This is a genomic window from Azospirillum sp. TSH58 (assembly GCF_003119115.1).
In the GTDB taxonomy this organism is placed as follows: domain Bacteria; phylum Pseudomonadota; class Alphaproteobacteria; order Azospirillales; family Azospirillaceae; genus Azospirillum.
Genome location: NZ_CP022365.1, coordinates 1 through 25,018, shown reverse-complemented (window position 1 = coordinate 25,018; position 25,018 = coordinate 1). Strand labels below are relative to the sequence as shown.

Below are 25,018 nucleotides of genomic sequence, written 5' to 3'. Positions count from 1 at the left end.
GGCTCGGTGCTCGCAAGCCGTTCGACAAAATCGGCGAAGCCGGGCGCGGACGGAGACTGGGATGAGGGCATGGACAAGAAACTCGGCTGGAAAGACGCAAAGGGTGTCAGGGTGTACCGGGGCGTTCCTTTGCCCGTTCGTGGCGGCGAAGGCAATAGTGGCGAAGGCAATAGCCGCTCGCCTGAAGCGCGAAGCGGGCCGGCCAGACGGGGTCCGTGGCGATGCCGGCGAAGGCCAGCCGGGCGGCCTGTCCGGCGCCGCCCTTGGCCAGGGCGCGGGTGGCGGCCCGGCCCAGTTCGAAGGCGTGCCAGTCCCGCGCCTCGCGGCGCAGGGCCGGCGAACTGGCCGGATCGTCCATCACCCGGCGGGCGAGCCGCAGGTGTTCGTCGAGCCATGGGACCATGTGACGCATGCCGCCGACGATGGTCATCGAGCCGGCGTGCTGGCGGTAGAGATAGACCCGCTCCGCCACCGGAACGGTCTTCATGCCGGCGGTCCAGGCGCGGATCAGGAACTCCCGGTCCCCGGCGTAGCGATAGGACGGGTCGTAGACGCCGACCCGCTCGTACAGGCCGCGTCGGAAGAAGCGGGCGTTGATCATCGGCACGCCGCGGCACAGGTCGAAGGGGCGCAGCCCCTTCATTGCCGGATCGTCGTAGCCGCAGGCCTCCTGCGGCCGTCCGGCCCCGTCGATGGCGGCGCCGGTTTCGACGACCGTGGCGCCGCCGCAGGCCGCGTCGGCGTCCGGCGCCGCGGCCAAGGCGCGGGCCACGGCGGCCAGGGCCCCCGGAAGCAGGAGGTCGTCGCTGTTGAGATGTCCGATGACCGAGCCGCGCGCGATGGCCAGCCCGCGGTTGATGGCGTCGTAGACGCCCCGGTCCGGTCCGGTGAGCACGCGCAGGTGCGGATAACGCGCCAGCACATCCAACGTCCCGTCGGTGGATCCGCCGTCCACCACGATGTGCTCGACCGTCGCCCCGCCCTGGGCCAGCACGCTCTCCACCGCTTCCGCCACCAGGGCGGCGCGGTTCAGGCAGGGGGTGATGATGGTGAAGGCGGGGGTGGCGTCCCGTTCCGGCGCGAAACCCTCGCCGCCGGTCGCCGGAGACCGCCCTTCAAGCATGCCCGTGATCGTCGCTTCCCCCTGGATTCGGGCTCCGGAACGCCGGCCCGTCGACGCGGCGGCCTTATGAACCCGCAAGGCTGCAAGGTGCCGGATTTCGCTGTAGCATGCCTGCGGCAAAACCTCTACACAGGGAGTTGAATTCTTAACCAAAGGTGCAGTTTCGCCAGCCATGACGAACGCCTCCCAGAACAGCCGGATACACCCCGTGATCTTGTCCGGCGGTGCAGGGGTCCGGCTCTGGCCTATGTCGCGCGAGCAGTATCCCAAGCAGTTCCTGCCGCTCTGCTCGGAACGTTCGATGCTGCAGGACACCGCGAACCGGGTCTCCGATGCGGGGCGCTTCGCCGACCCGCTGATCGTCTGCAACCAGGAGCACCGTTTCGTCATCGCCGAGCAGATGCGCCAGGCCGGGCGCGGCGCGGCGCGGATCGTCCTGGAGCCGGTCGGGCGCAACACCGCCCCCGCCGCCGCGGTCGCCGCCCTGATCGTGGCGGAGCAGGACCCCGACGGGCAGATCCTGCTGCTTCCGGCCGATCACGCGATCCAGGACCAGGGCTCCTTCCTCCAGGCCATCGCCACGGCGTCCGCCGCCGCGTCCTCCGGGCTTCTGACCACCTTCGGCATCGTCCCGACCGCGCCGGAAACCGGCTACGGCTACATCCGGCGCGGCGATGCGGTGGACGGCCATGACGGTGCCTTCCGCGTCGCCGCCTTTGTCGAGAAGCCTCCGCGCGAGCAGGCCGAGCGCTATCTGGCGGAGAAGAACTTCTTCTGGAACAGCGGCATGTTCCTGCTGCCGGTCCGCCAGTATCTCGCCGAGTTGGAGCGCTGGGCGCCGGCGGTCCTGGACGCCTGCCGGGCGGCGCTCGCCCGCGGCCGCTCCGACCTCGACTTCTTCCGCCTGGACGAGGAGGCCTTCGCCGCCTCTCCCAACATCTCCATCGACTACGCGGTGATGGAGCGTACCGAGGCCGCCGCCGTGGTGCCTTGCAGCATCGGCTGGACCGACGTCGGGGCCTGGTCGGCGCTGTGGGAGATCGGCGAGAAGGACCAGGGCGGCAACGTCTGCCACGGCGACGCCGTCGCCTGGGACAGCCGGGACTGCTACGTCCGCAGCGAGGACGGCGCGCTCGTCGCCCTGCTCGGCATGGAGAACGCGGTGGTGGTCGCCACCGAAGACGCCATCCTGGTCGCTGCCAAGGACCGGGCGCAGGACATCAAGCCGCTGGTCGAGCACCTGAAGACGCAGGGTCGCAGCGAGCCGCTGCTGCACCGCCGGGTGCACCGCCCCTGGGGCTTCTACCAGTCGCTGCACGCCGGCGATCGTTTCCAGGTGAAGCGCCTGACGGTGGCGCCGGGCGCCCGCCTGTCGCTGCAGAAGCATTATCACCGTGCCGAGCATTGGGTGGTGGTGAACGGCACCGCGCTGGTCACCCGCGGAGACGAGCAGATCCTGCTGCGCGAGAACGAGTCCGTCTACATCCCGCTGGGCGCCCCGCACCGGCTGGAGAACCCCGGCAAGGTGCCGCTGAACCTGATCGAAGTGCAGTCCGGCTCCTATCTGGGCGAGGATGACATCGTCCGTTTCGACGACCATTACGGCCGCTCCTAGCGTTCCCGCCCGGTCGGGAAGCCCCCTGTTGCCGCGCGGGGGCTTTCCGCCGGGTGGTGCGGTGCGTGGCCTGCAACGGAATGCCTCCCGGATGCCTCCGACACAGATCAGCCTGTCCGAAGATTCCGTTATCCTGACCCTCGCCTCGCCGGGCTTCGACGCCGTCTATCCCCGGATTCTCCATAAGGACCTGATCCCCCGGCCCGTCCTCGACGTCATGGAATGGGCGTGGAGAACGCCACGTTTTCCGGAGCGGCCGGTGCGCGTGGCGCGCCTGTCCGGTGTCTGGGTGGCCAAGGAGGGGCTGGTCTTCGACCGGGACGGCCGTCTCTACCGCGAGACCATCACCCAGCATTCCGGCGCGGAGATCGAGGACGCGCACGCCGCCGTGCTGGCCGCCATGGCGGGCGGGCCGGAGCGGGGGGAGAGCACCGACGGCAAGGGGCCGGTCCTGCTGTGCAAGAAGCGCGGCGTCGGCAATTACGGGCATTGGATGATGGAGATGCTGCCCAAGGCGCATCTCGTCCACAGCCGGCTGCCGGAGCTGGACGCGCGGTTCCTCGTGGCCCAGGCGCCCGAGCATCTGAACAACGCCATGGCCTTCTCCCTGTCCATGCTGGGGATCGATCTCGCCCGGACCATCGTCGCCGACGACACGCCGCTCCACTTCGCCGATCTGCTTCTGGTGGACGGCTTGAGCGAGCATGGGGGCTACATGTCGCCGCTGGTCCTGGAGGGGGTGGATGCCCTGGCCCGGGATACGGCGCCCGCCGGCGTGGAGCGGCTGTTCGTCACCCGCCGCTCCACCGGTTTCCGCCGCGTCGTGGACGAGGACGCGCTCGCCGCCCATGCGGAGGCCTGCGGCTACCGCCTGGTCGAGCCGGGCACGCTGTCCCTGCCGGAGCAGGTCGCCCTGTTCAAGGGAGCGTCGCGGATCGTCGGGGTGATGGGGGCGGCGATGACCAACATCGCCTTCGCCCCGCCCGGCGCGCGCGTGGTCAATCTGGCGCCCGCGGGCATGCCGGACACCTTCTTCTGGTTCATCGCGACCCTGCGCGGCCTCGACTACACCGAGGTCCGCTGCGTGCAGGACGGCCCGGTCCGCGGCGTCATGCCCTGGGACAACGACCTGATCCTTTCCCCGGACGACCGGGACATCATCTTCGGCGGCTGACGCCGGGCGCGGAACGACGGGGATGCGGGGATGACGACGTCCGAACCATTCGACTACTACATCGAACGCATCGAGGTCGGCTCCGAGCTTCGGATCGAGGGCTGGGCCTTTCACCGGACGCATGGCCTGTGCGGCTTCGGCGTGGTGATCGATCAGGGACATTGTCCGTCCGCTCTCCATGTCCGGAGGGGCATCGACCGGCACGACGTCGGCCTTTCCCTCGGGAACCCTCTGGCCGACCGCTCGGGTTTCGTGGTGATCGCCGCCGTGCCGCTCAGCACCTCGGCGGTCGTCCTGCGGCTGACCGCCGGGGGGGAGGAGCGCATCATTCCCCTGATGCTGCGCGAGGGGTTGTCTCTGCGCAGTTGGCAGGTCGCCTGTGAACGCGCGCCGGCGGCGGTCGAGTACCGCTTCCTGACCGAACGCGGCCTGGGCTACGCCGCCGCCCTGCCGGCGCCGCTGACGCGGGCGCGGAACGCGGTGGGCGCCGGTCTTCCCGCCACCGCCGCTCCCGTCACGATCGCCCCCGTTACGGTTGCCCCGGTGACGATCGCCCCGGTAACGATCGCCCCGGTAACGATCATCGTGCCGGTCTATGGCGGCAAGCATTTCCTGACCCCGCTGGTGCACGCGCTGATCGAGACGGTCGATCCCCGGCACCGCATCGTCTTCGTCGACGACGGCAATCCCGACCGCAGCATCTCGGCCTTCCTGGTGGCGCTCGGCACCGCGCTCGACCATGTGACGGTCGTCGCCAAGCCGCGCAACGAGGGGTATCTGAAGGCCGTGCTCACCGGGCTGGAGGTGGCGGAGCGGCTGAACCCCGACGGGCATGTCGTCCTGCTGAACACCGATGTGGAGGTGCCGCCGGGCTGGCTGGAGCGGCTGGTCCGGCCGATCGAGGCGACGCCGTCCATCGCCAGCACCACCCCCTTCACCAACGCCGGCACCATCTGCGGCTTCCCGTCCATGCCGGCGGACAACGAGCCCTTCCTCGGCGCCACGGCGGCGGAGATCGACGCGGGCTTCGCGGCCTTGGGGGATCTGCCCCCGGTGGAGGTGCCGACGGGCGTCGGCTTCTGCATGGCGCTGAACCGCCGGGCGCTGCGCGAGGTCGGCGTCTTCGACCAGGAGGCCTTCGGGCGCGGCTATGGGGAGGAGGTGGACTGGTGCCGGCGCGCCATGCGGCGCGGCTTCACCAACGCCGTGGTGCCCAACCTCTACGTCCACCACCGGCACGGCGGCAGTTTCTCCAGCGAGGAGAAAAAGGCCCAGATCCAGGCGTCGGGCGACATCATCCGGCAGCGCTACCCGGAGTTCGACGCGGAGGTGCAGGACTTCATCCGCGCCGACCCGCTGCGTCCCATCCGCGCCGCGGCGGCGGTCCGCATTCTGGGCGCCGCGGCGTCCGGCCGTCCGCAGACGGTGCTTCTCTTCGACCATGCCGGCCGTGGCGGAGCCGCCGCCTTCCGCATGAAGGAGATCGCGCGCCTGCACGCGCAGGGGCGGACGGTGCTGCTGGTGCGGCCCTCCACGGAACCGGCTCTGGCGATGCCGGAACATGCGCTCGATATCGAGCTTCTGCACCGCGAGGCCACCTTCCGCTTTCCCGCGAACGACCTGTCCGATCTCGGCGCCCTCGTCTCCGCCCTGCCGCCGGCGGAGGTGGTGGTCAACTCGCTGGTCGGCTACGCGGCATCAGACGCGGTGATGGCCTTCCTGCGGACCCTGCGGCGGGAGCATGGGGTGCCGCTGCGCCTGATGCACCACGACTATTTCCCGATCTGCCCCTCGCTGAACCTGATCGACGCGGAGGATCGTTTCTGCGGTGTGCCGGAGCCGGCGCGCTGCCGGACCTGCGCGCCGGCCAACCGGCATTTTCGCCGGGCCGACGGGGAAGGCGTTCCCGTCGAGGGCTTCGACATCGCGGAGCACCGCCGGGCGTGGCAGGCGCTGTTCGACCTCGCCGACCGCCACGTCACCTTTTCCCGGAGCGCGCTCGCCATGCTCCGGCGGGCCTTCGCCCTGCGCGACGACCGTCTGCGGATCATCCCGCATCTGGCCGACCATGTGACCGTGACGCCCCTGCCGCCGCCCGCTCCGGACCGGATCGCCCGCGTGGCGGTGGTCGGCGGCATCAACGTCGCCAAGGGGTCGGGAATCCTGAAGGCGATGGTGCGGCTGGCGGAGACGCAGCGGCTTCCCATCCTGTTCGAGCTGTTCGGCGACAGCGACCAGCCGATCGTCTCTCCGCAGCTGCACGACAACGGCCGCTACGAACCGGAGCGGCTGGCCGGTCTGCTCGCCGCCCGCGGCTGCCACGCGGTCTTCGTGCCGTCGATCTGGCCGGAAACCCACTGCTACGTTCTGGACGAGGTGGTCGGTCTGGGGCTCCCGGTCGGCGTCTTCGACATCGGCGCGCCCGCCGAGCGGCTGCGCCACTGGCCGAATGGCTTCATCGTCTCTTCCATCACCCCGGAGGCGGCGTTGTCCGCCCTGCTGCGCGTGACCGGCCACGGGATGACGGCGCACTCCGTGACGGGCGGGGGGACGGCGCCCCCGCCGTACGGCGGCCGGACCGGCGGCGCCTGAAGGCGCCGACGGTATCAGGCGTCGTAGCCGCGGGGCAGGTAGCTCCGTTCCGTCCGTGGGTAGAGGCGGGGGCTGTACCAGCGGCTTGCCCGCGGCACCGCCACGTCAAGAGCGGCCAGCAGCGCCTCGCCGGGCGGAGGCGGCTGGACGCAGGCGCGCTTCGCCAGTGTCCAGGTGCTGAATGGCGTGTAGAGCACCCGTTTGCCGTCTGCGTGGGCGCGCAGCGCGATGGCGCTTGCGATCTGCCCGGCGGTGGCATCGCGCGGGATCCGCCGCAGGAGGCCGCTCATGAAGCTGCTGCGGGCCAGCCAGTGGCCGGGCGACACGCCGTCCACGGACCGTTGGCAGAAGGCCATGCCGTGATAACCGCCGTCGTCCGCGCGGCGCCCGTAATCCGCGGTGGCCAGGAAGCCGCCGAACCCGAAGAAGCCGCCGGCCCAGGCGACGCGGCCATCCGGATCCAGGACGCGCCCGCCGACGGCCGTGGCGTCCTCCACCCCGTTCAGCAGCCCCGCGAGTTCGCGCAGGGTGCCGGTCTTCGCCGGGACGCAGCCGGCCTGCACGAAGGCGACGAAGTCGGCGTCGGCGCAGGCATCCGCGAGCAGGGAGGCGAGCGGGGCGTCGTGCAGGGTCAGGCCCGCCAGGGTCCAGCCGGCCCCCCGGCGGTCGAGATGGGCCTTCAGCCGCTCCGCGTCCTCGGACGAGGCCACCCGGACCCGGACCGGGCCGGACGATGGGGTGCGCTGCATCAGGATGGCGGGGATGGCCTCCACCACCGTCTCGTCGACCGCTCCGGCGTCGATCACCATCGCCACGGGGACGGACAGCCCGTCCGCCGGCGCCAGCCGCCAGATTCCGGGATGGGGGAACAGCGTGTTCTCGACGACGGCGAGCGTCCGGCTGCGTCCGGTCAGGGCCAGATGCTGTTCCAGGACGTGCCGCTGGCTGTCCAGCGCCTCCGGCTTCATGCTGGTTTCGACGGATGCGGTCGACCCGGGGTTGATCCGCCACGCGTAGAGCAGATGCGGGACATGGACGATCTTGTGGCCCGCCCGCTCGACGCGGGTGAAGGTGTCCCAGTCGTGGCTCCAGGTCGCCTTCAGGTCGGTGTAGGCGCCGGTCTCCACCGCCACGTCGCGCCGCAGGGCGCAGAGGTGGCAGGTGAAGCAGATGTTCATATGCAGGACCCAGTCGAAGTCCGGCTTGTGGAACGGCGAGAACAGCCGGGACTGCGGGTTGCTCTTGAACTCGTCGGAGTAGAGCACGGCGGGGAAGCCGTGGGCGTGGATGTGCTCCGCCATCACCTGGAGGGCGTCGAGCGTCAGGAAATCGTCGGCATCGACCGGCAGGACGTAATCGCCGGACGTTTCCCGGAAGGCCATTCCATACCCGGCCATGATGCCGCGGTTCTCCGGGCTGACGATGACCTTCACGTTGTCATGGGCGGACACGTCGCGCAGCCAGTCCAGCAGCTCCGGCCGGTGGTCGCCGTCGCTGACGATCACCCATTCGAAGTTCCGGTAGAACTGGTTGAGGATGGTCTTCTCGATCTCGCGCAGGAACCGGATCGGCTGTTTGTAGGTGCTCATGAAGAAGGAGAAGCGGATCGACTCCTCGACGGCGGGGCGGGTCCGCGACGCGGCGATGCGCGTCATGATCTGCTCCTCCACGTCGCGCACGGGCCGGTCCGAGGGGGTGCGGGCGATCTCGTAGAAGGGATTGGCGGAAGTGAAGTTCGGGTTGACGTTCGGGTCCCGTTCGATGCCCCAGCGCCGGATGAAGTTCTGCAATTCCCAGTTGAAGGTTCCTTCCTTCGACAGGGACTCGAAGTGGTACAGCTCGATGGCGGGATCGACGACGATCCGCAACCCCTTCGCCCGCACCTTGTTGCAGAAATCGACGTCGTTGTAGTTCAGCCAGAGGCCGGTGTCGAAGCCTCCCACCTCCTGGTAGAGCTTGCGCGAGACCAGCAGGCAGGCGGCGGTCGTCGCCGCGGCGTTGTGCGTCAGTTGCGCGATCCCCTGCGGACCCGGCGACAGGCGGTGTTCGCCGATCATGGCGTGGGTCGGGCTGCCGTTCAGCAGCATGATGCCGATGTGCTGGATCGTGCCGTTGGCGAACAGCAGGCGCGGGCCGACGATGCCGACCCCCGGCTGGGAGGCCAACCCCACCATGTCGCGCAGGAAATGCTTGGATATGGCCTGGATGTCGTCGTTGAGCAGAAGGACATAGTCGCCGCGCGCCTGCTCCACGCCGATGTTCACGCGTTCGGAGAAGTTGAACACCGGACGCTGGGCGTTGAACTCGCGCACGTTCGGGAAGGCGCGCAGGAAGCGCAGCGTGGAATCCTCCAGTTCGCCGTTGTGCACGACGACGACCTCGAAGTTGCCGTAGCATTCGCTGCCGAAGAGGCTCATCACGCAGTTCGTCACGAGATCGACGGTCATCCCGAACATCTCGCCCTTCCGGCCCGCCGTGGGAATCACGACGCTGACGGACGGGGCTTGTTCAGGCGGTGCGTAAACCACGCGCCAGTTGCCCGTCGACCAGTGGGGACGCACCTCGAAGGGCGTGGCCGCCTGCGAGGCCAGGGCCTCCTCGATGGCTTTCCTCTGCCGTTCCACCGCGTAGCTCTTGGCCGACAGGACCTCGGCCGTGGAACCCGGGATGGCCACCCAGTGGTACAGGATTTTCGGCACATGGACGAAGCGGTCGGTCACCGCCGCGACGCGGAGCGCCAGATCGTAGTCCTGGGTCCCGTCATAGGCACTGCGGAAGCCGCCGACCGAGCGGACGACGGAGGCGCGGTAGCAGGTCAGGTGCCCGATGTACATCGTGCTGCGCAGCAACTCGGGCGACCAGCCGGGCTTGTGCGTCGCGTCGTAGAAGCGGCCGTCGACGCTCATCTTGTCTTCGTCGGAATAGATGGCGTCGGGGTCGTGTTCGACGACGGCCGCGGCAATCTCATAGAGCGCGTCCGGCGTCAGCAGATCGTCATGGTCGAGCAGCGCGATCCAGTCGCCCGTGGCGAGGGACAGGGCGGCGTTCGACGCGGCGGAGATGCCGCCGTTGGCCGGCAGGGTCGCGACGCGGATGCGGGGGTCGCGCGCGGCGAATTCGGCCAGCAGTTCCTGGACATGCGGGCTGGGCGAGGCGTCGTCGGCGATGCACAGCTCCCAGAATGGGTAGAGCTGGGCGAGCACGGAGTCGACCGCCCCCCGCAGCCAGCGTTCCGGCGTCTGATAAACCGGCATGACGATGGAGATCGTCGGCCAGCCGTCCCCGGCCGCGATCCGCTGCAGGATGTCGTTGGTCGCGATCGCGCGCGGGGCCGGTTCGCCGTGATCGATCCCGCCCTTGCGCGCTTCCCGATGGCCGTGGCTGAGGAAGTGGTGATATCCCGAAGGGATCGCGCGGTTCGACACCGCCTCCGATACGTCGGGGTTGTTTGAGAGATAACGGTTTTCGCAATAGCCCGGGATGCGGGGCGCGGTTCCGGCCAGATCCTCGGTCAGCCCGTGGTTGCGCCAGTGCTCGGCGCCGGAGGGAAGTTGCCGTCCTGCGATGGCGATGGCCACGTCGGGGCGGTGGGCGCGGTAGATTTCCTCGGTGAAGCTGTCCGCCGCCGGGCCTGCGAAAAAGCTTCTGGCGTTGATCATGGCCCAGTTCCGTCCGGTCGGGCCGGGCGCAGCCGGGGCGCCATTGAGTTCGCCGCTTATCATGGCGGCGAATTCGGGACGGCTTGGCAGTTCATGGGCGTGGAGCGGCGGCAGCGCGCTCCACGGCGCTGTGGAGCGGCCTTCGGCGGCACCGAACATGATGTAATGGCGGTAGCCGCTGATCAGATGGCGGTTTTCCACCAGATCGGCGACGTCGTCGTTGATGCGCAGGTAGGTCTGTTCGTCGAATCCCGGAACGGCGTCGAAGCCGAACACGCTCCCGGCGACATAATAGTGATCGATCGGGGTGGCGGCGCGAACCCCGCGCATGCCGCGGATGATGGTCCCGTACCGTTCCACATACCATGACATGTTTATGGGAACATGGGGCAGGCGTTCCTGGGCGCGGCCGATGAACAGGTAGTGCAGATAGGGCGACGCCCCGGTTCCACGGCACCATTCGGCGGCGTCGGGGTAAATCTGCGAATACCACTGGGCGTCGAATATCCCGCCGCCGGCCAGCATGGCGACATCGCCAACGGCATCGACCGGCCGGTCCTGCGGGGCGACACCCGCTTCGGCCAGGCTCGCCGGGCTCTGTCCGCCGAACAGGGCGCGGAGCGGGGTGGGGCGGTCGGACGGGCTGATGGAGGCGCTGCCGATCAATTCCCCGTTGGCGACGACATGGAAGACCCGCGGCGCGTGATCGGGGAGATGCTCCATCGGGATCAGGATGGAAAATGCGTGAAAGCCGCCGCCCCTGCCGCTCTTGAAGAGATCGCGCCGGTAGTAGCGCGCTGTGGACATCGCGATGCATTGCCCGTCCGTGAGGACGCTGATGGCGACCTTGTGGTCAGGATTCGCGCTGTCGAAGGCCCAGCCAGAGAGAGAATAGCCATAAATATTGCTAAAATCGACGGAGTCGAGGTTGCCGATGATCTTTGGTCGCTGCATCATCTTCAGTATCGTCTTGTGCTGGAAAATATGGCGTTTTTCAAAGGCGCCCGCCGAGCGCCGCGGTGAGCGCCGGTGCCGGTGCCGGGGGCGATGGCCGGAAACGGGGGCGCCCTATAATCGGGGTTTGGGGGATAGCCATGTTCCGGAGGGCGGCGGGCTCGGCGTGGCCTCGGCTACCGGGAAGGGCATGATGGAAACCGTGTGCCCTGCATCGTTTAGGCTCAAGGATTCCCGGTATGTATTCATACGGATCACAGCGCAGTACGCCTCGTTCTTTCCAGGAATTCAGTCAAGCGCGTAAGGCACACAGAAGAAATCGCAAAAAACTGTAGACGATAAATTTTCGCATTATTTTATTTTATTTTTATGAATAAAATTCTTCTACCTTGTAGTGCAAAGATGCATTTTTTAGTATTCATAAGTTCATTAAGATGTCTAAAAAATAAACTTTATGGTGTGCGATGTGCTGGTACAACACACGTCTCCCCTTTGCGGGGCGTGTGTATTAAGGCGAGCCTTTTGTGCGCCATTCCATCGGCAGTGTCAATACTGTTATGAAGGGATAGCTCGGTTTGATATAGTGGGTAAACAGGCACGTTTGGCTTGAAAACGCGGTGTCACCGCAAGGTCATGTCCAGGTGCGGGCGTGTGGTGCGGGGCATGGGAGGTGGAGGGTTGCTGTGCCCGCCCTTCAGTCCCGGGCATGGCCCTTACTACGGAGGCGAGGCGGAAGCTGTTCAAAATCGTACGCTGATGTTCAGTTCCTGGGTCTCATGGTAACGACCTTTCGCTGTCGCTTCCTCGAGCGTGCAACTCATCCGCGTGATTTGACCGTTGCTTCAGGGATGGCTGGGTGGCGACAGACATGGGGCGTTTGCCCTGGGCTGCCCACGCCTCTTTTCCTGGGGCCGTTTCCCTGCCATGACACACCGGGACCGAGCGTCTGAGGCCGATCGGCGCGGTTGGGAATTCTTAATCAAATATCAAGAAGATCGACGTAACCGTACCGGAGGTTGCGAGCGCGCGGACGGCATTGGCAAGGTGTAAAATGGCACTTATTAAATTAACAAACGAGGTGTACATCAATATAGATGCGGTAGGCGTCGTCGAATTTAAAGTTGAAAAGAAAGATCCAAATATAATTTGGAGTGTGATTGTAAAAAATCACAGCGGAAATGTGCTGTATCAGAAGGCATATTCTGCAAATAAAAATGATAACATTTCTATATCGAATATAAAGAAAGAATTTGAGGAAGTGCAGGCTCGCGTTAACGGTTTTTCTGCTCAGGTGTGAAGATGGCCGCGGATTTTTCGATTGTGTCAGCCGTACTCAACAAGTCGGCTTCTTTGTGGGATTATTTTTCTTCGATAAAGCGACAGGATTTTAAGGGGTCCATCGAGATCATCATTGTTGACGATTGCTCAACGGATGGTTCCCCGGACATTGTGAAGCTGGCGTCCGAGAAGCTGGGCGACGAGAATCTGACCATCCGGCTGATCCGCAACGACCGGAACGTGGGGAATTGCGGGTGCCGCAACAAGGGGCTGCTGGCGGCTTCCGGGCGTATCCTGTGCGTGGTCGACGCGGACTGCTGCCTCAGTCCCAATTTTGTCTCTTCGCATGTCGCCGCGCACGACGACGCCGGAGCGGACGTCTGCATCGGTCCGATGGGGATCGAGGGCCAGGGCCGCGACATCCAAGCGCTCCACGGAGCCTTCGCGGCGGCGCCCGACAAGGCGCTGAAGGAAATGCGGCTGCAGTTCAACGTGGAGCCGACCGCCTTCGTCAACACGGTGACCCGAAACTTCTCGATCACCTCGGAATTCCTGGACAAGCTTGGCGAGCCGCTGTTCGACGAAGCCTTTTCCTACAGCCTTGACGCCAACTCCGGCTTCGGCTGGGAGGACATCGAGATGGGCTACCGGCTGTACCGGCTGGGGGCCAAGATCAGCTTCAGCCGCACCGCCGTTTCCGTCCACAAGACCCACCCACCGGAAGTGTCCGACCAGGAGAAGGCTCCGCGTTCGGCTAAGAATTTCCTGAAGCTGATGCGCAAGCATCCGGAGCTTTCGCTCGCGGCTCCGGACTGGGCGCATTCGACGTACCAGAAGATCATGGACTGGCTGGACCGTTACGACATCTCCGCGGCGGAGGAGCGTGACGGGCTGGCCGAGCATTTCGCCACGTCGCACCGGGTGGTTCGTCCGCGGACCATCGTCAGCCATCCCAAGAAGAAGGTGCTGACCACGCGGTGGCACATCGGTCACCAGTACGATCTTTGGAAGCTGCCTTATTCCTTCACGCTTCTGACCGGCTTGCCGGGGTTCGGTTCGGCCTGGGACTACAAGTCGCGTCCTTTGCCGGATAATGCGAACTTCCTGAACGTCAACGAAAAGCAGTGCAATTTCAACGATTATGATTTTGCCATCCTGCATTTTGATGAGTTCATTCTTCGGCCTTATCTGTATCCGAAGCACTCGACCCATTGGGGCGCCGCGTTCGAATACATGAAGCGCTTCAACGGAAAGAAGATCGCGATCTGTCATGGGACCCCCCTGTCGGAGCGGGATCTGAACCTGTTCGGGCGCAGGGATGAGATCGTCGGGCCGGGAATCGCCGCGAAGCTCGAAGCGGAAACCTATGACGTCGACAAGCTGCGCCGTGAGATCGTGGACGCGCTGTCGGACTGCCTCGTCGTGTGCAATTCGCTTCAGGCGGCCAAGGAGTGGGGATTCCACCGCTCCCATGTGATCTGGCACGGCTTCGACCCGATCCATTATCCTCCGATCGATCCGAGCGATAAGATCATCACGGTTGGGGATCTTGAAGATCGTCCCGATTACCGCGGTGTTCTTTTCTACGACAAAGTCACGGAGCGTCTGCGCGGCAAGGCCTTCCTGCTCGGGGGCAAGCGTGCGAACAGCGTGCAGAAGCCGCCCGTGACGGCGGCTTTCAAGAACGAGAACGATCTCGGGCTTGCGCATTACCAGAACTATGTCCATTTCGTCCGCAATTTCGGCATCTTCTTCAATCCCACGGCCCGCAGCCCCATGCCGCGCGTGCGTGGCGAGGCCATGATGCTGGGACAGGCCGTGGTGACGACGTCCACGCACGATGCCGACCGGTTCATCGACCATGGCTACAACGGCTTCCTGTGCGACGAGCCGGACCACGCCGTGGAGGTGCTGAACCAGCTTGTCCGCGATCCGGGCCTGCGTCGCCGGGTCGGCAAGCGCGCGCGGGACACCGCGATGGAGTTGTTCCATGTGAACAACTACATGCGCGAGTGGGAGGAACTGATCGCTCGCGAGATCGATGGGAACGCGGCACCGCCGGCCGCCATGGCGGGCGATGCGGATCGCGGGACGCCCTGGCGGCGGACGGGACGCATCATCCGGAACGCGATCAAGGGAGTCCTTCTCGTTCACGGCTCCGAGGGCGGAACGCGAACCTGGCGCGTCGATCATCCCGAGGCTGCCCTGCGTGGCGCGGGAATGCCCGTCCGGCGGCTTCCCCTGGAAACCTTCCTGAAATCCGGCCGCGAGGAAATCGCCCTCGGCACCCACAACGTCATCATTTTCCACCGGACGCCGTTTTCCGGGCGGCTGGGCGCGCTGATCAGCGAAGCGCGCGCGAAGAACATCGTGTGCCTGGCCGACTTCGACGACGTGACCTTTTCCCAAGCCTACGCCGAGCAGCTCGTCCGCGCCGGAAAGGCCGAGCCGGGGAACGCGGAGGACGAGGCGAAGCGCTTCGCCGCCCTGCTGCGGGCCTGCAACGGCGCGACATGCAGCACGGCGCCGTTGGCGCGCATGTTGGCCGACGAGGGGGTGGAGCGTGTCGGGCTGTTGCCGAACTGCCTGTCGCAACAGCTGCTGACCGCGTCGGAAGCGGCGCGGGCCGGACGCCGGGGGGCTGCGACCGGCGGCGTCGTGCGCATCGGCTATGCCAGCGGCAGCGCCACCCACAACGCCGATTTCGAACTCGTCCGCCCCGTCCTGGACGAACTCCTGCGGGTCCATCCGAACGTCCATCTGGACCTGATCGGGTTTCTCGATCCGGGTGAATTCTCCCCCGAGGTGGCGGGCCGCGTTCACCAGCACCGCTTCGTCGAACATTGGGAGCTGCCGTTCCAACTGGCCAAGTTCGACATCAACATCGCTCCGCTCGAGATCAATCCGTTCAACGAATGCAAGAGCGCCATCAAGTTCATCGAAGCGGCCGTCGCCGGTGTGCCGACGGTCGCCAGCCCGACGGAGCCGTTCCGCGATGCGATCGAGCATGGCGTGACGGGCTTCCTGGCCGGGTCGGCGAGCGAGTGGCTGGAATGCCTGGACGCGCTTATCCGGGACGGCGAGCTGCGGGAGAGGGTCGCCAACGCGGCCGCCGATGCCTGCATCGCGGCCTATTCCCCACAAGCCTGGCTGCGGAACTTCCCTTCGCGGATGGAAGAGCTGTTCGATGCCGGTTCCGCCGGGACCGGGGTGGACGCGGAGCCGTCACGGCCTTTGACGGTTTCGGAGCGCTGATGGCTTCCTGGGATCACAGGCGTCTGGAAGCATTCCGGCCACCGCAGCGGAGGGGCCGGTTCGACATTGACCGCGGCATAGAGTGGGGATCATGCAGGTGATCGACATCGCAGAGACAGTCTCGTTTTCCGAAGCGGGCGTTCCCGATCGGCGCGCGATCAAGGGGGATCTGACCGGTCTCTCCGGCACTGTGGTGTTCGGTTGGGCTTTCGATCCGGACCTGCCGGACAGTGCGGTGGATGTTTCGGTGTGGGTGGACGACCGCAAGGTCGCCACCGGCCCCGCGGACCATCTGCGGAACGATCTCGGGGATCAGGGGATCGGCGAGAGCCGGTGCGGCTATTCGTTCGACATCAAGGACAGCCTTCTGGACGGACTTCCCCACCGTATCCGGGTGACGGCGGGGCGCGACGACCAGGAACTGTCTGGCGGCAATGTGCTCTTTTCGCCGTACAGCGGGCATGTGGACGAGGTGCTGAACGGCCAGGTCACCGGTTGGGTGTGCAATTGGGGAAAGCCCGATGCGGCGGTCACGGTCAATCTGATCCTCAACGGCGAGGCCATTGCCTCGGCTGTGGCAAATGTCCACCGTCCCGACCTGGTCGCAGCCGGAATCGGAAACGGCAATTACGGTTATGCCCTGCCCATTCCGGCCAGGCTGCTGTCCGACGAGGCGATGGAAGCCACGGTCGAGGTCAGCGGCACCGGACTCATGCTCGACGGTTCGCCGGTGACGATCGGTCCGATGATGCCGTTGGACGTGCCCGCGGTTGCTGGAACCGGCAGGGCCCGCAACCTGGACGCTGACGCGGTCCGCGCGAACGCCCTGCGTTTCCGCCGCGCGCTTGAGGCGCAGGGGCTGTGGATGTCGGAACCCGTGTCCGACGAGGCCGCGGCGGACGGCGATCCCGTCCTTCTGTGTTTCGACGCCGCGTACTACCGCTCGACCACGCCGGCTCTGCCGGAGGACGCGACGGTGGAGGAAGCCTTCGCCCATTTCCGGGCGCATGCCGCCACCTCCATCCTGCGTCCCAACATGCTGTTCGACGAGTTCTGGTATCAGCGCCGGTACATCGACGTTCCCCAGCAGATCGCGGTCGGGCATTACGGTTGCGGGCTGGATCACTTCCTGCGCAGCGGCCTGTCGGCGAACCGCAGCCCGACCCTTTGGTTCGACGCCGCCCATTATGCCGGGCAGCTGGCCGCGCCGCCGTCCCTTACGGAACACGCGGGTTCGGCCTTCCTGCACTTCCTTGACCAGGGCGCGCGGGCGGGGCTGGCGCCCAGCCGCCTGTTCGACCCGACCTGGTACCTGCACAAGTATCCGGAGGTCGAGCGGCGCGTCCAGGCCGGCACGATCGGCTCGGCGTTCGCGCATTATCTGAGCGAAGGAGGCCGCCAGGGCTATGCCGCCCTCGCCGGATTCAATGAAGCCGGTTTCGTCGCTTCCCGGCCGCAGGTTGCGCGGGCGATCAAGGAGCAGACGTTCCGCAGCGGGTTCGAGTGGTTTATCCTGTACGGCCTGCACACGGGCGATTACTTCGAGCAGGATCACCTCCTGAAGGCCCTGGTCGGGCGCACGGATCAGATGATCCGCCGCATCAACACGCTGACGTCCGAGCGGCGGCGTCTCGTGCAGCATCTCGAAGCCATGCAGGGCCTGACCAGGACCTGGATGCTCGAGGCGGAGGCCATCGGTGAACGCTGCGTGGCGGCCGCTGAAACGCCGGATCTTCAGGAACCTGCCGTTGCACCTGTAGCGAAGCCGAGAGCTGGGGGTACCGCATCCCGGATCTGCCGGTTTGAATGCTGATCGAGGTTTGGAATGCGCATCGTCATTCTTGCTCCCCAGTTTCCGCCGTCGGATGGTGGACCGTTCACCCGTATTGGCGTCCGTATCGAGACGCTGTGGGGAGCTCTGAGGGAGGCGGGGTTCGATCCGGTCGTCGCCGTGGACATCGCCGCCGGCGATCCCATGGCGCCGGCATCGGAGCGGGTCGCTTCTGAACGCTGGAATCCCGCCCACAGCGATGCCGTTCTCGTCCGGCTGAACGCCGCGGCCGCCGTCTGGTGCGCGCCCGGACAGCCGCTTCCGCCGCGCTTCTCCCGATTTGCCGGCCTTAAAATCGCCGATGGCGAAACGCTCGGCGACGCTGCCGGTTTGAGCGGAATCTTCGATCTCGTGCTGAACGACGATCCGCTGAAGGACGCCGGCATGCTGACCAACGTCGGCGGCGGGCGCGGCGAGAAGACGGGAGGCGAGGGCGTCCAGGTCGCCATCCTGGCCGATCTTGCGCCGGCGGATCAGGTCGTCGCCGCCCTTTCCGACGCGCTGTCGAAGCATTCTTCCCGCGGGCCGGTGCTTTTCCGTGTCATCCACCACGCTGCCGATGGCGCCCCCGCGCCGTCCGAAGGGCTGCCGGTGGAGGTGGCGTCCTACACGAGCATGGCGGAGCGGACGCGCCTGCTGTCGGCCTGCGACATCGCGATTCCGGTCGAAGCCATGCTGCCGGAACTGGGATCGGCGCTTCGCTCGCCGTTGCTCGATGGCGTTCCGGTCATTCTGAACGGGCTGTCGCCGCTGGGTGATCTGGTCCGCCTGTGCGGGCTCGGCGCGGTCATGCCGGGGAGCGGCGTGACGGAAGCGGTGGAGACGGTTCTGGAACTGGCGCGCGGGACCGACCTGGAAGCGATCCGCCGGCAGACCGCTGGAGTTTGCCGGAGGCTCAACGCCCGCGCCGTCGGGGCCTTGCAGCGGCTTCTTGTGGACCATGATTCGCCTCGCGGCGCGCCGATGCCCTCCGCCCTGCGCGGAGCCAAGCCGCGCGTCCTGGCCTTGCTCGAGCAGCGCAGCGGATTGGGTGCGATCCGCGGAATCGAGCCGCTGGAGGTGCTGCGCCAAAGCGGAAAGATCGATTCCTACTGCGCGGTTAACTCGCTGGACGAGTTGACGCCGGCGGCGAGGAAAGCGAGCTATGACGTCGTCTGGATACAGCGCCGTTGCAGCCCCGTGATCGTGAGCGCGATCCATTATCTGGGTGGCTGTCTTTTCGACATCGATGACAATCTCCTGGCCAAGCAGACCTATCACCGGAGCCCGCTGTCGAATCCGCTGGAACTGCTCAACAACCTCCGGCTCGCGCGGAGCGTGGTGACCACCAACCAGCGTCTTGCGCAGAGGCTGGACCGGGGGGCCGGCGGCGGCCTGCTGGAGAAGACCTTCGTCGTGCCGAACGCCGTCCGCTTTTCACCGGGGGCCGCGATGAAGCGGCCGTCCAAGCCCGAGGGGCTGCTCTGGGTGTCGAGCGACAATCCGCCGCTGTTCTCGCAGAAACGGGCGGTGGTGAGCGCGATCCAGGACTTTTCCCGGGAGCGCGGTCTGCCGATCTATGTGCTCGGCGTCGCCGACCGCAGTCTGGACGACGACGAGATGATCCGCCATATGGGGCGGATGAGCTTCAGCGAATATCTCCGGTTCCTGGAGCATCAGCCGACGCTCATCGGCGTGTCGCCGATCCAGACCATCGAATCCCCGGATGTCATGGACTTCATCAACTGCAAGTCCGACATCAAGATGGTGGAGTTCGCCGGCTTCGGTCACATCGGGGTCTACAGCGACGTGGCCTATTACCGGGATTCGGATCTGGACGCGGGCGTTCTCTGCGCGAACACCTATGGTGATTGGCGGGACGCGCTGGACTTGGCCTTCGAAACCGAGTGGGCCGGTATGGAGCGGCGCATGGCCGCGATCCGTGAAACCCGCGGCATGGCGACCATTGCGCAGGATGCCTGGCTTCCCGCTCTCCTCCATGCCGCCATTCCGGGCGGCGTCACCGGAGAAGCGATCATCCGGATGGTGGAGGCGATCAGGCCGACCGAGCGGACCCTGCCGGAGCTGCAGGCCCCCGCGGCGGAGACCGAGCCGCTCGTCCTGGCTTACCGCAACCGGCGCTTTGCCCAGGGAGACTTCCGGCGTCCCGATTCCGATCAGCTTCGCAAGGATACGTCCCGTCTCCTGGAGATGGCCGAGAAGGCGGTCGCCGCAGCGCGGTCAACGGACTGACCGTTCCCGTTCGGCAGGGCTCTCAGGGAACGGCAGCCGCGAAGGGTTGAACGATGCATGGCACCGCCGATGCCATCGGCCGCTTGTTCCTTGAGGTCTATTGGCGGCCTGAGTTCCGGCGCATCCTCGACGTCGGCGCGTACGACGTCAATGGCAGCCTGCGCCGGCACAAGCCTGATGGCGCGGAGTGGGTTGGCATCGATCTGGCCGCGGGGCCAGGCGTCGACACCGTTCTGGAGGACGCCTGGGCCTATCCGTTTCCGGACGCGTCCTTCGATGTCGTGGTGTCCACCGCGACGTTCGAGCACGACCGGCTGTTCTGGCTGACTTTTCTGGAGATGTGCTGGGTTCTGAAGCCCGGAGGATTCATCTACATCAACGCGCCCAGCAACGGGCACTACCCCGCTGGACTTCTGGCGCTTCTCCCGGACGCCGGGGGCGCGCTCGAAGTCTGGGCCCAGCGCATGGGACACCCGGTCCATTTGATCGAGTCCTTTATTGCCCCTCGCATCGCCGACCATTGGAACGACTTCGTCCTCGTCTTCTCAACCGCTCCGGCATCCCCATCCTCAAGCCCGATCGCGGACTGCATTCCCAATGCCTACAATGTCCGTGCCGGTTCTGCGGGACCGATTAAGCACCATTCCGTGGAAACGGAAGACATGCGGATACAGAAAATATATTTATTAAAATACCACAATATTATCATTAATTGAAAATGAAAAGATGATTAAATTATTTCCTGTTATCATCAATCAGATCAAAACTAATCAATAGAATTAATGAATTATTCGGATGAATTCTAAGGCAATGGTATTGGCTAAACAAGCTATAAATCCTAAGGTTGCATTAATATCATTCGCCCTCTAACTAAAATGTGCTCAATTTATTTCTTGTCGTTGTAATAAAAATACCTGCCAAAGTTGTGTACTGTGAGGCGTCATGTATGCATATTCACTACGTATTAAAAAAATCTAGCACACGCCGTTAACCGGAAGGCCCTGTCCGTAAAAGGGCTGCATACAAAAGGCATTGGCAGGAGATGATGGTGAGCAACATGACGTCCTTCTTCACCGCAACGGTCCACGATCTCGGTGCCTGGAGCGCTGTGAACGTCAAGGCCACTCCCCATGCGCCCCTGGCGCGGCCCGGGTGGAAGGATCCCGCCGTGTTGTCCTTCGCCCTGACCGAAACGAACACCGACGGAGTGCATTGGGTTCATTGGACCCGGACGGCGGTATCGGATGGCGAGGCCGTGTCGGTGCGGATGCTCCTGCGCAACCGCGATGCCAATGGCCTTCGAATTCGGTTGGTTTGCGGAGGATGGTCGTCGAATGCCTGGATCTCCTTCGCGAATTCCGTCGCATCCCGGATTCCGGCGGATGTTTTCGAGGTCATGATGCTGGAACCCGATCTTTTCCACGTCCAGTTCACGATTCCGGCCTTCACCGCCGGAGCGCATTATTCCATCGGCATCATGTTGCTGGACGGGGGGGAGGCTACTGACTATCCCGGCCGCGGGCGTGGCGTGGTTGTCGAAGGGTTCAGCCTGGTGCCTAGCGGGTCCGCCGTGGCTCCGGCCAATCCATCGCCCCAAAGGGAAGCCCGCGGCGACCTGAAGCGAACCGAACGTACCACCCTGTTCTTTTCCGCCGTCAACCGTGCCTACGATCACTTCGTCGTCCCATGGGCGTTCAGCATCCTGTACCATCATGACGATGCGCTGGTCGAAGTGTGTGTGCAGGGCCTCCAGAATTTTATCGTCCGCAACGACGAAGCGATCAAAACTCTCCACAATATCTTCGGCACGGATCGCCTCGTCATTCGAGAGGGAAATTTCGCGAACATTATTCCGAACACCGTTCGGTTCGTCGAGGTTCCTATTTCCAACGCCCATTATGTCTACATCGGTGACATCGATATCTTCATTCTTGAATCGAATATCCCGGAAAAACATCTTTCGATGATGGAGCAGACCAAGCTCCCCTACAGCAACATCGTGCGTCCCAACTCGACCTTGATGACGGGCCTTCATTTCTCAAGATTCGACGCCTACTATCCTTTGCCCGATATTTCGGACATTCCGCTCGACAGCACCATCGATGAGAATGTGCTTTACGAGATCGTGCGCCGCAAGGTTGGGGCGCTGCCGTCTCCGGGGCCAGCTTCCGCCCCGTTCATGGCATCCATATGAGCCCCAACCGTCCCAATCTGGAAGAGAAACCGGGGCTGCCCGGGTGGGGCATCACTCCGGAATACATCAGCCGCTGGCTGGATGTGACGTCGTCGGAAGAGTGGCTGGCTCTCTGGCCGTTCCTGTCTCCGTCCTTCAAGTCCGTGCACAACAGGCTTCTCAATTATTGTCTGATGCACCAGACCACGGGCGACGCCGCGACGCCGGAGGCGTTGTGGCCCGGTTCGACATGGCAGGCCACACAGCGGATTCGCCATCTGCTGTCCAGCTTCATCGAGGAGAACCGGGTGGGCAGCCTGTGCGATGCAGGCTGCGGGAACGCGAACTGGGTGGTGGGCATTACGGGCGGCATCGACTCCTATCTCGGGATCGATATCGACGAGGCGACGCTGTCGCTGGCAAGAAGCTCCTGCTTTCTGCCCGGCCATCGCTTCGAACGCGGCAACATGATGGAAGCGGACTACAGCGGTTACGACGCGGTGCTGTCCCATGACGCCCTGAGCTTCCTTTCGAACGCCGACATTCTACGGACCATCGACCGGATGGCGGCGGGCGGTGGCCGGTTTCTCATGCTGTCTACCTATCCGGCCCTTGGCGCCAACATGGATTCTCCCGGCGGTGCGTGGCGTCCGATCAATTTGACAAAGCCTCCGTTCAATCTCCCGGAACCACTCCATCTCTTGCCGGAGCGTCAGGCAAACCCCAACGACCCGAACAGTTCCAAATCCATCGGCGTCTGGATGGTTTCCGATCTTCTGGCCAGCCGGGCCGACCAGGAGCGGGCCGCAAGGGCGGGGGCGGAGCAGTCGGATGCGCTTCCCTTCGACGGTCGGGGCGTCATTCTGCCGGACAGTCAGAGGCGATACACGGATCTGGGGCATCATCCGACGACCCCGTCCTTCAGCATCCTGCGCATCAGCCCTCGATGGGTCCGCTGACGGGCGGGGTGAGCGTGACGATCCATGTGCCGACCGCGGACTTGAAGCGTCTGAATGCAAGGCAACTCCATGCCCGCTTCCTGGGATGGTCGTCCGAGGCCCGTGCGGACGTGGTTTGCGAACCGACGATCCTGCCCGGTGTCAGCGTCCTGTCCTGCCGGCTTCCCGAATTGAAGGCTGGCCCACCGCTCGTCAACGAACTGAAGCAGGATCGCGTTCCTCAGGTGGCGGACGTCGTTCTGACCGATGGCTGGAATTTCATCGGGGGCGCGCAGTTTCTCTACCTTGATCCCGAATATGACTTCGGTGGACCGGTTCTGGTTTATCCTGGCTGCGAGCGGGATCTGGAAAAGGCATGATCAATCTCGATTTCCGACCTCACAGGAAGGACGGGTTGCAGGCGACGCTGTGGGAGTTCCACATGGGCCTCCGCGCGTTCGAAGCGGATTCGGTCGATGGGATCACGATTTCCCATATGATGATGTACGTGCCAATTTCGCAATATCATGAATTCTTCAAGGACTGCTTCCGCGTCCTCAAGCGCGGCGGCGTGCTGCGGGTTACCGAAGACAACGCGAACCTGCACGGGCCTTTGAATGCCATTATTCGATGTCGCCCTCATCCCCAGCACGATGCGGCAGATGCTGGAGGAAGCCGGCTTCCGGGTCTTTGACCAGACTCCGCACAGGTCGGTGTCGGAGTTTCCCCAGATCAAGCGGTTCGCCCATCCACCCCTGTGGAACGAGGGGCAGATCCGCTCGCAAGGGCAAACCCGCTGCTATTTCATCGACGCCCAGAAGATCCGGCGTGGCTGGTCGCTTGGCATCTACTGCGGACGGTCACCGTTTGAACTCTACGATCCAAGCTGCCGCTGAAGGCGGCGGCCGGGATTTCTCGAACCCGGTCATCAGTCACGAGAACATACCAGAAGGGGTCCTGGGCCACGTCAAGGGTCGAGCCATGCTCTGCGCCGATCCTTTCCTGGTGGCGGCCAACGACCAGTTCCACATGTTCTTCGAGATGGGCAACCAGAAGGGGGCGATCGGCCACGCCGTCAGCGCCGACGGCCTGGACTGGCGGTTCGATCAAGTCGTGCTCTCCTGTGACGTGCACATGTCCTATCCCCATGTCTTCGAACATGAGGGTGAGTTCTACATGATTCCGGAAACGGTGAACGCCAATCAAGTGAGGCTCTATCGCGCCCGGAACTTTCCATATGATTGGGAATTGGACACGGTTCTTCTTCCGAACCAGCCTCTTGCTGATACCAGCATCGTGTACTGGGAGGGCCAGTGGTGGCTGTTCAGCTATGACCACAGGAAAAACGGGCTCTGCCTGTTCCATTCCGAGAATTTGCGCGGCCCCTATACGCCTCATTCCGGCAACCCGGTCGTCGCCGGGGCGGCCACCGCTCGGAACGCAGGGCGGCTCATTGTCCATGAGGGGGCGCTTCACCGCTTCTCGCAGGACTGCGTCACGATCTATGGTAAGATGATCCGCTGCCATCGCGTGACAGTTCTGACAATCCAGGACTATGCAGAGGAAACCATCCGTGACCCGTTTCTCCGGGGTTCCGGAAGGCGGTATGGGGCCTGGAACGGAAAGATGCACCATATTGATCTTTTGCAGGTCGGCGAGAACGCCTGGATTGCCGCCGTGGACGGGGCGGACGCCGTCGTCCCGGATTGACGCCAAAGGCGTTCGATGAAAGTCATCGAACGCCCTCTGATGGAGCATTGTCCCATAAGCTGTCCAGGCGTGGCGGTCTGAGCCAATGCAGAATCTGATCTGGTGGAAACGACCATGCCAATCACCAGATATAAGTAGAAAGGGCATGGAAAAGGCGCTTGATAAGGACCATCAAGCGCCTTCAGTTCGGGCGATGCCGTGAGCCCCGCCCAAGCTGGATCCTTTCGGAGCAGAGTTTTAGCGTAGATTGGTCACGCCGATGTGACCCGGCGCCCATTCCGAAATTTTTTGCTGCTCCACTCTTTCCCAAATCTGGTCAATGGCCCTTCTTGGGTCATTAAAGGCAATCCCGAACAGGTCCCAGGAAGCGAACCGCCCCATTTGATTTCGAGCAGGTCCGCCATAGTCCTGGCGTCGAAACGGTAGCGGATCAACCGTGCCGGGCAGCCGCCAACGATTGCAAAGGGCGGGACATCCTTGGTAA

At 64.6% G+C, this 25,018-nt stretch carries 16 protein-coding genes; 14 read left to right on the top strand and 2 right to left on the bottom strand.

What is annotated here, in order from left to right; genetic code table 11:
* Positions 1-106 precede the first annotated feature (106 nt).
* The gene (locus tag TSH58p_RS17985) at positions 107-1,123 is read right to left on the bottom strand and encodes a glycosyltransferase family 2 protein (RefSeq protein ID WP_158282531.1); all 1,017 of its coding nucleotides are present in this window, start codon (positions 1,121-1,123) and stop codon (positions 107-109) included.
* A gap of 172 nt (positions 1,124-1,295) precedes the next feature.
* Between TSH58p_RS17985 and TSH58p_RS17980 the strand changes: the two genes are divergently transcribed.
* From TSH58p_RS17980 to TSH58p_RS17970, 3 genes are all read left to right on the top strand, one after another.
* Entirely contained in the window at positions 1,296-2,738 is a 1,443-nt protein-coding gene (locus TSH58p_RS17980; RefSeq protein WP_109067606.1) for a mannose-1-phosphate guanylyltransferase/mannose-6-phosphate isomerase, read from the top strand.
* Between the two features lie 91 nt (positions 2,739-2,829).
* Positions 2,830-3,912: a DUF563 domain-containing protein gene (locus TSH58p_RS17975; protein WP_109067605.1), complete on the top strand. Its 1,083-nt coding sequence runs from the start codon at positions 2,830-2,832 to the stop codon at positions 3,910-3,912.
* A gap of 30 nt (positions 3,913-3,942) precedes the next feature.
* A complete protein-coding gene (locus TSH58p_RS17970) occupies positions 3,943-6,504 on the top strand; it encodes a glycosyltransferase (protein WP_109067604.1) in 2,562 nt (853 codons plus the stop codon).
* Between the two features lie 14 nt (positions 6,505-6,518).
* Here the strand turns inward: TSH58p_RS17970 and TSH58p_RS17965 are convergent, their stop codons facing one another.
* Complete coding sequence (locus tag TSH58p_RS17965) at positions 6,519-11,120, bottom strand: glycosyltransferase (RefSeq protein WP_109067603.1); 4,602 nt, start codon at positions 11,118-11,120, stop codon at positions 6,519-6,521.
* A 1,048-nt stretch (positions 11,121-12,168) separates the two neighbouring features.
* On the opposite strand from TSH58p_RS17965, the gene TSH58p_RS33200 reads away from it, so the two are divergent.
* From TSH58p_RS33200 to TSH58p_RS17920, 11 genes are all read left to right on the top strand, one after another.
* Positions 12,169-12,414, top strand: coding sequence for a hypothetical protein (locus TSH58p_RS33200; protein ID WP_146205797.1), 246 nt, complete (start codon positions 12,169-12,171; stop codon positions 12,412-12,414).
* A 2-nt stretch (positions 12,415-12,416) separates the two neighbouring features.
* Complete coding sequence (locus TSH58p_RS17960; RefSeq protein WP_146205796.1) at positions 12,417-15,650, top strand: glycosyltransferase; 3,234 nt, start codon at positions 12,417-12,419, stop codon at positions 15,648-15,650.
* A gap of 91 nt (positions 15,651-15,741) precedes the next feature.
* Positions 15,742-17,463: a hypothetical protein gene (locus tag TSH58p_RS17955; RefSeq protein ID WP_146205795.1), complete on the top strand. Its 1,722-nt coding sequence runs from the start codon at positions 15,742-15,744 to the stop codon at positions 17,461-17,463.
* 12 nt (positions 17,464-17,475) lie between these two features.
* The gene (locus tag TSH58p_RS17950; RefSeq protein ID WP_146205794.1) at positions 17,476-19,713 is read left to right on the top strand and encodes a hypothetical protein; all 2,238 of its coding nucleotides are present in this window, start codon (positions 17,476-17,478) and stop codon (positions 19,711-19,713) included.
* Positions 19,714-19,766: 53 nt separating this feature from the next.
* Positions 19,767-20,429: a class I SAM-dependent methyltransferase gene (locus TSH58p_RS17945; protein ID WP_109067599.1), complete on the top strand. Its 663-nt coding sequence runs from the start codon at positions 19,767-19,769 to the stop codon at positions 20,427-20,429.
* 341 nt (positions 20,430-20,770) lie between these two features.
* Entirely contained in the window at positions 20,771-21,907 is a 1,137-nt protein-coding gene (locus TSH58p_RS17940; RefSeq protein WP_162600063.1) for a hypothetical protein, read from the top strand.
* The gene (locus tag TSH58p_RS17935; protein WP_109469309.1) at positions 21,904-22,845 is read left to right on the top strand and encodes a bifunctional 2-polyprenyl-6-hydroxyphenol methylase/3-demethylubiquinol 3-O-methyltransferase UbiG; all 942 of its coding nucleotides are present in this window, start codon (positions 21,904-21,906) and stop codon (positions 22,843-22,845) included. Before TSH58p_RS17940 ends, TSH58p_RS17935 begins: the two co-directional genes overlap by 4 nt.
* Positions 22,846-22,853: 8 nt before the next feature.
* Entirely contained in the window at positions 22,854-23,204 is a 351-nt protein-coding gene (locus TSH58p_RS17930) for a hypothetical protein (RefSeq protein WP_162600062.1), read from the top strand.
* Entirely contained in the window at positions 23,201-23,518 is a 318-nt protein-coding gene (locus tag TSH58p_RS17925; protein WP_109469307.1) for a class I SAM-dependent methyltransferase, read from the top strand. Before TSH58p_RS17930 ends, TSH58p_RS17925 begins: the two co-directional genes overlap by 4 nt.
* Entirely contained in the window at positions 23,487-23,720 is a 234-nt protein-coding gene (locus TSH58p_RS33195; protein ID WP_162600060.1) for a hypothetical protein, read from the top strand. The genes TSH58p_RS17925 and TSH58p_RS33195 overlap by 32 nt, the downstream gene beginning before the upstream one ends.
* Positions 23,653-24,534, top strand: coding sequence for a hypothetical protein (locus TSH58p_RS17920; protein ID WP_162600061.1), 882 nt, complete (start codon positions 23,653-23,655; stop codon positions 24,532-24,534). Before TSH58p_RS33195 ends, TSH58p_RS17920 begins: the two co-directional genes overlap by 68 nt.
* The last annotated feature ends 484 nt before the right edge of the window (positions 24,535-25,018 follow it).